At 37.3% G+C, this 12195-nt stretch carries 12 protein-coding genes; 7 read left to right on the forward strand and 5 right to left on the reverse strand.

Annotated features, from left to right (window positions below; all coding sequences use genetic code 11):
- Window positions 1-104: 104 nt before the first annotated feature.
- Complete coding sequence (locus tag FTV03_RS11795; protein WP_180041500.1) at window positions 105-452, forward strand: type II toxin-antitoxin system RelE/ParE family toxin; 348 nt, start codon at window positions 105-107, stop codon at window positions 450-452.
- 1 nt (window position 453) lies between these two features.
- Complete coding sequence (locus FTV03_RS11800; protein ID WP_180041501.1) at window positions 454-756, forward strand: helix-turn-helix domain-containing protein; 303 nt, start codon at window positions 454-456, stop codon at window positions 754-756.
- Between the two features lie 29 nt (window positions 757-785).
- On the opposite strand, the gene FTV03_RS11805 is transcribed toward FTV03_RS11800, so the two are convergent.
- The 3 genes from FTV03_RS11805 to FTV03_RS11815 all read right to left on the reverse strand — a co-directional run bounded on the left by FTV03_RS11805 (window position 786) and on the right by FTV03_RS11815 (window position 6028).
- Window positions 786-2708 (reverse strand): AAA family ATPase, encoded by a 1923-nt coding sequence (locus FTV03_RS11805; RefSeq protein WP_180041502.1) that lies wholly within the window; start codon window positions 2706-2708, stop codon window positions 786-788.
- A gap of 84 nt (window positions 2709-2792) precedes the next feature.
- Window positions 2793-4775 (reverse strand): esterase/lipase family protein, encoded by a 1983-nt coding sequence (locus FTV03_RS11810; RefSeq protein ID WP_373687962.1) that lies wholly within the window; start codon window positions 4773-4775, stop codon window positions 2793-2795.
- A gap of 170 nt (window positions 4776-4945) precedes the next feature.
- Window positions 4946-6028, reverse strand: coding sequence for a putative zinc-binding metallopeptidase (locus FTV03_RS11815; RefSeq protein ID WP_180041503.1), 1083 nt, complete (start codon window positions 6026-6028; stop codon window positions 4946-4948).
- Between the two features lie 448 nt (window positions 6029-6476).
- Here FTV03_RS11815 and FTV03_RS11820 point away from each other — a divergent pair, with 448 nt between their 5' ends.
- The 3 genes from FTV03_RS11820 to FTV03_RS11830 are packed head-to-tail and all read left to right on the forward strand — an operon-like array spanning window position 6477 to window position 8144.
- Window positions 6477-6926 (forward strand): ribbon-helix-helix protein, CopG family, encoded by a 450-nt coding sequence (locus tag FTV03_RS11820; RefSeq protein WP_180023648.1) that lies wholly within the window; start codon window positions 6477-6479, stop codon window positions 6924-6926.
- A 1-nt stretch (window position 6927) separates the two neighbouring features.
- Entirely contained in the window at window positions 6928-7125 is a 198-nt protein-coding gene (locus tag FTV03_RS11825) for a hypothetical protein (RefSeq protein WP_180041504.1), read from the forward strand.
- On the forward strand, window positions 7122-8144 hold the full coding sequence (locus tag FTV03_RS11830) for an ABC transporter substrate-binding protein (protein WP_180041505.1): 1023 nt from the start codon (window positions 7122-7124) through the stop codon (window positions 8142-8144). The genes FTV03_RS11825 and FTV03_RS11830 overlap by 4 nt, the downstream gene beginning before the upstream one ends.
- Before the next feature lie 96 nt (window positions 8145-8240).
- On the opposite strand, the gene FTV03_RS11835 is transcribed toward FTV03_RS11830, so the two are convergent.
- Both FTV03_RS11835 and FTV03_RS11840 read right to left on the reverse strand, forming a co-directional pair.
- Window positions 8241-8909, reverse strand: a complete 669-nt coding sequence (locus tag FTV03_RS11835; protein ID WP_180041506.1) for an epoxyqueuosine reductase QueH — start codon at window positions 8907-8909, stop codon at window positions 8241-8243.
- Window positions 8910-9057: 148 nt separating this feature from the next.
- Complete coding sequence (locus FTV03_RS11840) at window positions 9058-9498, reverse strand: Rrf2 family transcriptional regulator (RefSeq protein ID WP_180041507.1); 441 nt, start codon at window positions 9496-9498, stop codon at window positions 9058-9060.
- A 108-nt stretch (window positions 9499-9606) separates the two neighbouring features.
- Between FTV03_RS11840 and FTV03_RS11845 the strand changes: the two genes are divergently transcribed.
- Both FTV03_RS11845 and FTV03_RS11850 read left to right on the forward strand, forming a co-directional pair.
- Window positions 9607-10494: an NAD(P)/FAD-dependent oxidoreductase gene (locus tag FTV03_RS11845; RefSeq protein WP_180041508.1), complete on the forward strand. Its 888-nt coding sequence runs from the start codon at window positions 9607-9609 to the stop codon at window positions 10492-10494.
- A gap of 474 nt (window positions 10495-10968) precedes the next feature.
- Window positions 10969-11958: a putative oxygenase MesX gene (locus FTV03_RS11850; RefSeq protein ID WP_180041509.1), complete on the forward strand. Its 990-nt coding sequence runs from the start codon at window positions 10969-10971 to the stop codon at window positions 11956-11958.
- The last annotated feature ends 237 nt before the right edge of the window (window positions 11959-12195 follow it).

Raw genomic sequence — 12195 nt, forward strand, 5'->3', positions numbered from 1 at the left:
AAAAAGGAGGGAATTTTAAGACTGTCCGTAAGGACGGTTTTTTATTTGCAGTGTTTACTCGATTAAATTATGATATAGCTTATAGTCTATATTTTGGTTGTGCTATGTGGACAGTATTGGCCACAGATGTATTTAATGAATGGCTTGCTCAGCAAGACGATTCGACACAAGAAAAGGTCTTGGCAGCTTTGGTTGTGTTGCAATCACAAGGACCAAGCTTAGGTCGACCTTTGGTGGACACTGTATATGATTCTAAATATACCAATATGAAAGAACTTCGTGTGCAACACCGTGGCAAACCGATTCGAGCTTTCTTTGCTTTTGATCCGTTAAGACAAGCGATTGTGTTATGCATTGGTGATAAAAGCGGTAAAAAGCGTTTTTATACAGAAATGCTGGCAATTGCAGATGAGCAATACACTTTGCATTTAAAGAGTTTAGGAGATTCCTAACATGGCAAAAAGTTTACAAGAATTATTGGCAGCTCGCTCTGCTGAAAGCCAAGCTCGTATTCAGCAAATGGCAGAAGAACTGATGCTTGAACAGCATCTTCACATGATTCGTGAAGAGTTGGAAATGTCTCAAAAAGAATTAGCAGAAACTTTAGGGATTAAACAGCCTTCGCTTTCTGCAATCGAAAACCGTGGTAATGATTTAAAAATATCAACCATGAAAAAATATGTAGAAGCAATGGGTGGGAAACTTCGTATTGATGTCGAATTACCTACAGGTAAACATATTGGATTTAATGTTTAATTAAAAAAGACCGCTTAGGCGGTCTTTTTCTAATTTGAATTACACTTTTCAATATGTTTGAAAATTCGGATGCATAGATCCTTTGCTTTTGGTGTCATTTCCCAATCAGGATTTTCATCAAAATATTTGATGATTTCACGACAAAAATCTAGTTTATATTTAATGGTTCCTACACCTGTACCATCGGCAAAAGCAGTTTTTTCAGCAGAAGTTCTTGGATTTCGTATTTGATCATCCAATAATTTTCCTATGCCATAATCTTTATGATCAAAATAATCTAATGAATTAATTCCCTCTAGCTTTTCGATATTAAATCCTTGAGAGGTCTTCCTTTTCATATTACTGAACTTTTTCTGAGCTACACGAAGAATAGAATCTTTAGGTAAAGTATTTTCTGTTTCTTTACAATCCAAAATAATTAAATTTTCTTTATTTAATTCCTTTCTTAAGAACTTTATTTTTTCAGAATTTTTTTGTATGTCGCCATCAGCAATTAATAGCATGTCACTTGCAACAGCAGTTGCACTTTGACCACGGTCTTGCTTTAAAAATTCGATTCTTTCTTCCCGTGTTTTAGGATAATCATCATCAAAAGACCAATGAGATAAATTGCTGCCTGCATATTCCACAAACGTATAGTGATAGTTCGGCATAAATCTACGGTATTTTTTATAAAGCTCCATATCAGCTGACTCTAGTTCAGCTAAATATTTTTCCATATATTTAGTGATATACAGCCGATCTGTAATGCCTTCCACCCAAATCGTACAGTTTGCCAAATAGACAGAAGACGGACGCACACCTAATGAAGCAAGTAAGTCACGATCCCGGTCGCAGCGATAAATTTTAAAATCAAAATTGTTAGATGAACCAGCTTTGGGTTGTTTAACAAATTTTTGAATCATCACTTGATCTGATTCATCTGCCATATCAAGTAAATGATTGGAATGTGTCGTAAAGAAATAATAATGTGGAGTCTCATTTAAGTAGAAGTTCATCAGTTGACGAACCATACCCGCGTGCATATGTAATTCCGGTTCTTCTATAAAAAAGGCATGTGTTTTTGGATTGCCTGCTTTGTCTTTACTTTTTATATAAGCTTCATAAGTTAAGATTATCGCTTGTTGTAAGCCATCACCTAACTCATAAATAGGTCTTTGAGCATCTGAGCCAATTTTAATATGAACGACATCAATCTCATTTCCTTGTTCATCTTTTCCGAATTTTGGAATTAAAGTGACAGGTTCATTATCAAAAAAATACTGACTTAATTTTTCTTCATATTTTTTAATAAGTTCTCGGTGTTCAGGTTCTCCTAATAAGTGAGCTTTAAGCTCGTAATATAAGCGTTCTCCTGTAATTATATTTTCATGATTAAATTTATTCTGATTCTTGAAATAGTCTTTTTGTGCACGCTCTATATAAGGATATTTTTCGTCTAAATCGGTTACAGGGCGCATGCCACGTAAGATAGGGATATAAAATTTAGTATTTGTAAAAATAGGATTTAGGTTTTGCTGAAGTTCTTGATTAAAATATGTTTGAGCTTGCTGAATATTATTATTTGAATAAATTCCTGATAGTTGATTGAATCTTGATAAGTGGGTAAGCGAATTTGAGAATAATGTGATTACAGAACCGATACTGGACGGTTTAATTTGTTCAATCGTTGTTAAAAAATGATTGTAATCATCATGTTTGTTATATTTTTTGCTAACGATTAACCTATTTTTAAAAGTTATTAATTTTCTGAATTGTAGTGAGTTATAAAGTTGCTGACCTTGAGATGTTTTAAATAATTCACGTAAAAACCTACTTTTACCTGCGTTATTTTTACCAATAAAGAAATTAAGTCGTTTGATTTCTATAACTTCATCATAACCAGTTTCACTATCATTATTTGATGTGTAATTTTCTAAATTTTCAGCCCAATAGTATAATTTTTCTGTCATAAAGCCCCCAAAATATAGAGCTAATTTAGCAATAAAACACTGCTTTTAAAAGATAATTTATAAATACATAAAGCAATTTTATCGTTATTGATTCAACGCTTCATTGTCCAAATGCTCTCTCAAAATGCGTCGCAATTCTAAAATGGCATCTGCAGACTCATGGATGGAATGTCCACCATTGAAAATCTTTTCAGACACCGCACCATCTAAATGAGAACTTGTATAGGGAACAATGCCATCCGACATTTTGCTCGGCTCAGTGCTTTGCATCTGATTCCCCATAATAGAATGATAAGGAATATCTTTATTTGGCATGATGTCTGCGGTCAACAGCATAAAACGTGATTGTTGACTTAAATCTGCCGGCCCAGACTTAATCAGGCCCATAGTTGAATTTTTTGCATTCGGGATTTCAACATTGACATCATTTAAAAAACTTAAAGGCAATACCACGATTTTTTTCGCCAAATTGGTAAACCAGCGGTCTGCATAGTCAGTACCATGATGCGGTGCGGCAATGAAAATTGCACGACTAACTGGCTTCAATGCTTTAAAGACAAAACGATCGCGGATAATTGGATGACGTTGTAACTGTGTATTTTGTTCATAGTTCATGAGTGGAATAGCTTGAGCGGAAATATCTGCATCGCTAATCAATAAACGACTGATGATGCCGCCCATACTATGCCCGATAATGACAGCATCCTGAGCCGATGGTGTATTGGGCTGAACAGTTGCAAATGCCTGTTTGAGTAAAGCATTGATTTGAAAGCGACTCTCAAATATTGGCATATTGGTTGAGTAAAACACTTGCCAAACTTGGTAATGATCACGTAGTTTTTGATCACCCATAATATTATTGGTCAGGCCGATCCAAGTTTCAGGACTGCTGGCTAAACCGTGAACCATAACAATAATTTTTTTATTGGGTTGATATGGCTCTAACATAAACACATGTGGCATGCGCAAATGTTCTTCCTTATTCAGAAGTGTCCAATAGCCAGATCGTCCTAATTTATTTTCGGCTAACCAAAGTCCATAAGGCACAGAATAATTGGCCGTTAGTGTGTAGGACTGGGATTCAATTTTTGCCTTTTTAAATTGATAGGGATTAAATAATTCAACCTTAAAGTGTGATTGCGGCGACAAAATTTCACTAATGCTGCTATTGGTCTTGGCAGGTTCGGCGATCGCACTGACAGATAAATACCGTGCCGTATGGATATTGGGGTTGGGTTTATTTGAATAATATTGTTCAGGATCTAATACAAAAGGCTGCGCAGCAGACAGATCCGTGGCTTTTTTGACTAAGACAAATTCAGAACCAATGCCTTCCTGACGGTTAATGGTTTTTAAGCCTGAAAAATTAAAATTATAGCTCGACAGTAATTTATCAATGTCCGCATTTTTGATTTCAGGATAATGCTCATAGTTAAAATGATAAAGCGATGAACCCAGCATTAAACTTTCAGGCATTTGCTGATAGTCAAAACGGGTAAATGATGAGGTGATTAAACGTGATAAAGCCACATTATAAAAGGTGCGGACTTGTCCCTGACGCAAATCAAATAAGCGTTCTTCAGGGGCTTGAGCGGATTTAAATAGATAGACATAGCTGTAGCGCAGACTGAAATCAAAGTCTGCAAGCTGTTGATCCATACACATTTTTATTTTGCTTGAAGCTAATTTTCCGCTGTGTTGTTTTAAGCTTTTTTTGCATTGTGGATTTTGATCGGCGCTTAAAGCACGTGCCATGTACAGCTCACTTGCTGCTGCATAGACTTGAGCAATATCTAAAGTTTCATTATTACGCATTTTGTGAATACTGCTTTCAAGCGCATTTAAACAAGATTGGTCGCTTTCATTCACCATTAACAGGATTTGATGGCTAAATGTACTGAGCTTCTGATGGGTTAATATGCTATCTGTTTTATTATTTAGTGACGCACTGAGTTGATTTTCTTGTAATTTGACCAATTGGCATCCACTGAGCAAACTCAGGCTGATGATACACATAAAACGAGCGGGTAAATGCGTGAAAGGCATCATTGGAAAGGTCACAGGCATCTATTTTTTGTTATTTTAACCTTTATAAAATAGTAAAAATAGGGCAGGTGTTACAGCGCTCAATCCAAGAAAATTACTACGTATACATCCTTTCTATAAGCTAATGTACGAATGCTGTAATACAGAAAAGTTGATCTGAGGTTCAAACAATATCACGTATTAAATTTAATCTAATTGTGCTGCTGGTTTTTTAAGGTCATATTGAGCAATTTATGATGAATGAATCTAAGTTTATCCGATACCGGATTCGACAACGTAAATGGATAAGCATCATCTAAGCCCATGCTGCGGTTCAGTGCATTTAAATTAAAGGTCAAGGTCATCCAGTGTTGCAGCAATAGGTCAAAATCCTGAGCGCCAATCGGGTTTTCTTTCAGTTCTAAATTATTCAAATCTGACTTATTGGTTTTGACCACTAATCCTGCATAGTAGGCGGTTTCAAGAGTGTCCATCATGTGCAAATAATGCGCCCATGTTTCCGCCCAATCTTCCCAAGGATGCGTACTGGCATAGGAACTAACATAGTAATCCGCCCAATTTTGCGGCGCACCGTCATTATAATGTCGTTTCAAAGCTTCACTATAATCCTGTCGTTCATCACCAAACAGTTCCCGAAATTCATCAATCAGCTCTGGGTGTAAATGTTTAATCAAATCAAAATAATAATGACCACTTTCATGTCTAAAATGACCTAGAAGTGTACGGTAGTTTTCACCCATTTTTATACGCGTTGTTTCGCGGTAAATCACATCTGCTTCACTGGCATTTAAGGTAATAATGCCATTGGCATGACCGGTCATAACAGGTGTATTTTCTGTTGGCATCAGAAAATCAAAACGAAGTCCAAAACGGTCATCTTGGCTGCGTTTAGGACGCGGCATGGTATTGAGCTGCTGCATTAAATACAAAAAACGCCGTTTAGCATGTTCCAATCGTGCCCAGTACACAATATGGTCTGGGTTATCTAAGTTGGGAATGGTGTGCGTGAGCAGGCAAGACTCACAATAAATTTCCTCACTGTCAGCAGGCACCATCCAGTTACATATCTGATGATGCTGATAATTATGACAAGGTTTAAAGCGTTTTCCCTTTATTTCAGGATTTAACGCAAGCCACAGCGTAGTGCTGTGCTTTTCAAAACAGCCCATTTGCTTTTCAGAGGCAATATAACCCAGCGCAGTCTGACAATTGACACAGTGTGAATTGGCAAAAAAGATTTGGTTAGAACATACCGCGCAGCTGAAATACTTCATAGGCGTTGAGTGATGAATAGAATGATCAATCAGTATAAATGATGTTCAATGTTGATGAAATAAATTGAACTTCGAGTTTGTTGCATGTCGGTCAATGCTCTTGCTTAAGAACAACGACCTTTAGAAATAGTCTTTCATCAAATAATACATCGCAGCAATAGTGCAAATGAGTCGCTATGAGTGCACTTGTTGCACAAATGATGAACAATAAAATCTATAAGAAAGTTAAAAGAAGAAAATAATCGATCATTTTTCATATTCCTCACTTGGCACAGTTTCTGCATTTCTATCGATATTACGAAATAAATATTTTGTATTACTCAAACAGGAGATGCATATGAAACGCTATCAATCCGCAACATTTCTGCATCAATTAAAGCAGTTTTTTATTGAGTTACTAAGCGCCCGCGCGGGTTTCTATATTCATCCAAAAAAATAAGGAAAAACAGTGCCTAAACAAAAGCTGGCGCGTATCAGTATTACAGTGCCTGAAAAAACAGTCGATGCTTTGGATCAAAAAATTGTCGATCAGCATTATGAAAGCCGTTCTCAGGCCATTGTCGACATGATCAATAAGCATCTGATTGCCGATCAGGAGCAGCGTAACGAAGTAATGGTCGGCACATTTACCTTACTGTATGACGCAAGTAGTACGGCGCTACGTATTCAGCTTTTAGATTTACAGCAGCAGTTTTTAGAACAAGTGGTGAGTTCGCTGCATATTCAACTCGATGACCACAAAATTTTAGAAGTCATGATTCTGCAAGGTGTCAGTTCAGAGCTCAAAGTTATCAGTCAGCATTTTTCAGCACTTAAAGGTGTGATTAAAGGACATTTGGAGTTGATGGACGCTGTAATGCCGCCAATTCCGCAAAATGCAAAGGATTTAGGAGTTTAAAATGGGCCAATTATATCGATCACAAGGTCAGTTTAAAGATCAAATTACAAACCAAAAGCAAGCACATGCTAATGCAGCCAACCATAGACTAAATCGTGCAAAGCGTAATGCTCAATCTGTCAGTAATCCGAATACACCATCGTTTTTGAACACCAATACCAAATTTAACTGTAATGCCATCGGGGAAATCGCACTATGATCAAAAAAGCCTGCTTATCTGCATCCGTTGTGACTGCTATCTTACTAGTTGGTTGTGACAATACAGCAAAAACTCCAGAACCAAATGCTCAGGCAGAAAGCGCAGTCAATACAAAAGCCATTACGATCGGGTATAGTGATTGGCCTGGTTTTGTCGCATGGCAAGTTGCTATCGAACAAGGCTGGTTGAAAGAAGCCGGCGTCAATGTAGACTTTAAATGGTTTGATTATTCAGCTTCACTATCTGCATTTGCGGCAAATCAGTTGGATGCTGTTCTAGTCACCAATGGTGACAACTTAGTCACGGGTTCTGGCGGCACGAAAGGCGTCATGATTATGGCGACGGACTATTCTGCGGGTAATGATGTCATCATTGCTAAAGATGGCATTAATAGTCTAACTGATTTAAAAGGAAAAAGTGTCGCGACAGAAAAAGGCTTGGTTGATCATTTGCTTTTAGCGACGGCTTTGGATGATGCAAAAATTCAAGCTTCTGAAGTGAAGTTGGTCAACACCATGACCAATGAGCTGCCACAAGTATTTGCAAGTCCTGATATTGCAGCGATTGCCGTGTGGCAACCGGTCGCAAATCAAGCTTTGAAAGCGGTAGCAGGTTCTAAAATCATTTATACATCGAAAGATAAACCCGGTCTGATTTACGACACATTAACCGTCAACATGACGCATTTATCTGCCAACAAAGAAGAATGGAAAAAAATCATTCAAGTTTGGGATAAAACGGTTAAATACATCAACGACCCTGCAACGCATGCCGATGCAGTGAAAATCATGTCGACCCGTGTTGGCGTTGATCCTGCACAATATGAACAGTTTATTGGAGGGACACATTTACTGGATTTAGCTGCCAATAAACAAGTCTTTAAAAAAGGAACAGGTTTTGACTCAATTTATGGCTCTAGTTACCACGTAAATAAATTTAATGTTGCTAATGGCATTTATAAAACTGAAATGGATGTGGATGGATCAATCTATCCAGCTTTGGTTGAAGAACTGAAATAAGTTTAAATATAGCTAAAAAAAGCCCTGAATGATGTAAATACTTCAGGGCTTAACAACATCAAATTAATATCCATGAAAAATGACGAAGTGCAGCACTTAATCTTCTTCATCCATCGCATTAGAATAAAACTTCACCCCCAATTTGATTCGGTCACGACCTTGGCTCATACGCCAGCGGTTGGTATCGCGCAGTGAATACACACAGCCGCAGTATTCCTGCTGATAAAATTCTTCTTTTTTACTGATTTCCAGCATACGTACAGCACCGCCATTTTTACGCCAGTTATAGTCCCAATAGGTTATTCCGTCATAATGTGAAGCTGAACGATGCCCGCAGTCATTAATCTGCTGCATATTTTTCCAGCGTGAAATACCCAATGAACTGCTGATTAGGCTAAAGCCATGTTCTGCTGCATATAATGCAGTACGTTCAAAGCGCATATCAAAACACATGGTACAGCGGAGGCCTTTCTCAGGTTCATTTTCCATGCCTTTGGCGCGTTCAAACCAGTTGTCTGTGTCGTAGTCACAGTCTATAAACGGAATGTTGTGTTTTTTTGCAAAGCGGATATTTTCCTCTTTACGGATTTCATATTCTTTGACTGGATGAATATTGGGATTGTAGAAAAAGATCGAAAAATCAATACCTGATTCAATTAAAGTTTCCATGACTTCGCCAGAACAGGGCGCACAGCAAGAGTGTAATAAAAGCTTGTCATGACCTGTTGGGAGCGTCAGTTTCTGACGTTCAAGTTTGTTAGACATCATAATCGTAAGGTTTAAATCTAAACCTTATATTTTAGCGATTCATGGACATTTCAAAGCCCGAATATGCTGATTTTTTCTAAGGTGGAGCTGAGTCAGATTCAGTACAGTGACTTAAAATTGAAACAAATTTGTAGATCTATTTATTTTATTTCACGTTCATTTGCTGATTCCATTCAATTTGAAAATCATGTGCCAATTGGTCTAATTGAGTTGCTTTCAGGTTTTTAATCAGCACTTCTTGCGCTTCAAAAAAGGCATGATCAAGCGCCCGATTGACCACCAGTTCTACCAAGCAATCTGGTGCTGAATGTTCATTGCCTATCGCAAAAATTGAAGGTTCACCGACAGCAAGGTAAATGTCATACAGCGAAATGTCATGCAGAGGTTTAATCAAACTCCAACCGCCACCAGGGCCTTTCTCAGAATCAACAAATCCATGTTTTTTTAAGCCAGACATGGTTCTACGCACCACAACAGGGTTTGTTTCCAGCATTTCGGCAATCTGATCTGAAGTGAAAGGCTTATTTTCACGTGCCATATGCAACAGGACATGTAGCATTCGTGAAAGTTTACTGTCTTTACGCATGAGGAAATAGATTATTTGGGGAATTTATAGATTGTAACATTAAAAGTTTCTTATACGCATATTAAATGATATAGTAACTTTAAAAGTTACATATAGGGCGTTATGAACATGAATTATGAAGTTGTGATTATTGGCGGTAGTTATGCAGGGCTTTCTGCGGCTTTACCTTTAGCACGTGCACGTCGCCGTATTTTAATTATTGATGCAGGGCAACGCCGTAATCGTTTTGCCGAACATTCACATAATTTTTTAACCCAAGATGGTCGTTCCCCAAGTGCTATTGCAGAAGACGCTAAAGCACAATTAGAAAAGTATTCAACGATTTCATGGCTTGCTGAAACTGTTACAGATGTAAAAGCGGTTGATGGAAAATATTTAATTGTTGCAGGTGATCAGCACATTCAAGCTGAAAAAATGATTATTGCCACTGGCGTACGTGACGAATTGCCTCAAGTTGAGGGTTTGAGCGAACGTTGGGGTAAATCTATTTATCACTGCCCATATTGTGATGGCTATGAACTGAATTTAGGTGAAATCGGCATGCTGGTATCGGGTATGCATTCGTTGCATATGGCATTGATGCTGCCGGATTGGGGCAATACAACGCTGTTTTTAAATGATGCAATCAGTGCAGATCAATTGGATGATGAGCTATTAGCGAAACTTTCAAAACGTCAAATTCAGATTGAAACACGTAAAATTGACCATATTGAGGGTCATTGTGATGTTGTACTTACAGATGGTGAACGAATTCAATTAGATGGCTTATTTGTTTCTACAGTCACTCGTTTGCAGTCGAACTGGATTCAGCATTTAGGTTTAGAAATAGACTGCAATGAATATGGCGAGGCCATTAAAACGTCGCCAGCCAAGGAAACAAATGTTAAAGGAATTTATGCTTGCGGTGATGTGACCCGTTCAGGCGGTTCAGTTGCTTTATCCGTAGGTGATGGGGCAATGACAGGAATTGTTGTGCATAAATCTTTTATTTTTTAAAGTGTTGACAGAGCAGTTTACAAAAATAGGGCAAGTATCTAAATGATAAATTTAGATACTTGTATCTACATATAAGAAATCACAAAATCAGTTAATCATTTGATCTTTTCTCAGTTTAAGCTGAGTTTAATTCACTTGGAATAATAAATAACCATATTCTAAAAGTGGATATTCTTATCAATCAGCTTCATTTTACATCAAAAAAATTAACAGAATGCTGATGTGAATATGCATTTAATAAAATTATAAATTGTTGTTTATCCAAAGATTAATTTAAATTTATTCCACAGGTTGATCAGTTTTAAAGTGCGCACATTGAGCTAAATTGAAATAGATTCATCTTATAAAATATACAAACATGAATTTTACTCATTTTGGGTTGAGGTTAAATCATTTTTATTCATCTTGAGATTCACGTATAAATTACTCCATACAGAAATTTTGATTATTTTAATTTTAGGGTTGTGAATCTCCATGAGTAATAAATTTGCATGTTCAATCAAACGTATCCGCTTTGATGAAAACTATGAGCCAGCAGACAATACGCGTCTAACAACAAACTTTGCTAACTTGGCACGCGGTGAGCACCGTGAAGAAAATTTGCGCCGTACCTTGGCAATGATCAATAACCGCTTCAATACTTTGGCCAGCTGTGATAACCCAAATGCGGATCGTTATTCACTTGAAATTGACATCATTTCTGCAGAGCTCGATGTTGAAGGCAATGGGCAAACTTTCCCGTTTATTGAAACATTAAAAAGCACCATTATTGACCATAAAACCAATGAACGCATTGAAGGCATGATCGGAAACAGTTTTTCATCGTATGTGCGTGACTATGACTTCAGCGTGGTATTGCCTGCACTAGGTTGTAAGTTCAATGAAAAGCCTGAAGATTTTGGTGATTTACATGGCAAGCTATATCAACACTTGATCAATTCAGATGTATTCAAAGCTGAATTCAAAAAACAGCCTGTTATTTGCTTAAGTGTTTCAACTACAAAAACCTATTACCGTACTGCAAATGTACATCCGATCTTAGGTGTGGAATACACCAATGATGACTATTCACGTACCGATGATTATTTCGCAAAAATGGGCTTAAGTGTTCGTTACTTCAAACCTGAAAATGCGACTGCGCCATTGGCATTCTATTCAGCAAATAACTTGCTCAGCGACTATACAGATTTCGAACTGATCAGCGCGATCAGCACCATGGAAAGCTTCCAAAAAATCTACCGTCCTGAAATTTACAATACCAATGCGACAGCAGGCTTAGTGTATCAACCAAGCTTAAGCTTTGGCGATTACTCATTAACCCGTATTGTGTATGACCGTGTTGAACGTGGTCAGTTAGCAGTTAAACAGGGCAAATGGACGGAAGAGAACTTTATACAGCCATATAAAGATATTCTGAATGAGTGGGCGGCTAATTTTAGTATTGAAAATGCAGACGCAGCTTAATTTTAAATCACGATTGATTTAAAGCAGCTGTTTTAAAGAAAATGTTTCATGCATCAGTTAATTTGTGATCAATATTTATTTCATAAAGAAATTTCCCTCTCCTTTTAAGGCATAGGTATCTACACAAATCCCAAGTTTTGGGTTAAATTGAAGAGCATGCTCTTCAATTTAATATCTCCCATCTTGATACACGTCTCGTCAGACGATACAACGCCCTCGTAAAGCTTAATATGAATC

It is taken from the genome of Acinetobacter sp. YH12218 (assembly GCF_013417925.1).
GTDB lineage: Bacteria > Pseudomonadota > Gammaproteobacteria > Pseudomonadales > Moraxellaceae > Acinetobacter > Acinetobacter amyesii.

Coding starts and splice junctions, on each gene's coding strand:
- FTV03_RS11835 (WP_180041506.1), bottom strand. CDS start 8,909: ATGTCTAACAAACTTGAACGTCAGAAACTGACGCTCCCAACAGGTCAT.
- FTV03_RS11800 (WP_180041501.1), top strand. CDS start 454: ATGGCAAAAAGTTTACAAGAATTATTGGCAGCTCGCTCTGCTGAAAGC.
- FTV03_RS11840 (WP_180041507.1), bottom strand. CDS start 9,498: ATGCGTAAAGACAGTAAACTTTCACGAATGCTACATGTCCTGTTGCAT.
- FTV03_RS11810 (WP_373687962.1), bottom strand. CDS start 4,775: ATGCCTGTGACCTTTCCAATGATGCCTTTCACGCATTTACCCGCTCGT.
- FTV03_RS11850 (WP_180041509.1), top strand. CDS start 10,969: ATGAGTAATAAATTTGCATGTTCAATCAAACGTATCCGCTTTGATGAA.
- FTV03_RS11795 (WP_180041500.1), top strand. CDS start 105: ATGTGGACAGTATTGGCCACAGATGTATTTAATGAATGGCTTGCTCAG.
- FTV03_RS11815 (WP_180041503.1), bottom strand. CDS start 6,028: ATGAAGTATTTCAGCTGCGCGGTATGTTCTAACCAAATCTTTTTTGCC.
- FTV03_RS11805 (WP_180041502.1), bottom strand. CDS start 2,708: ATGACAGAAAAATTATACTATTGGGCTGAAAATTTAGAAAATTACACA.
- FTV03_RS11845 (WP_180041508.1), top strand. CDS start 9,607: ATGAATTATGAAGTTGTGATTATTGGCGGTAGTTATGCAGGGCTTTCT.
- FTV03_RS11825 (WP_180041504.1), top strand. CDS start 6,928: ATGGGCCAATTATATCGATCACAAGGTCAGTTTAAAGATCAAATTACA.
- FTV03_RS11830 (WP_180041505.1), top strand. CDS start 7,122: ATGATCAAAAAAGCCTGCTTATCTGCATCCGTTGTGACTGCTATCTTA.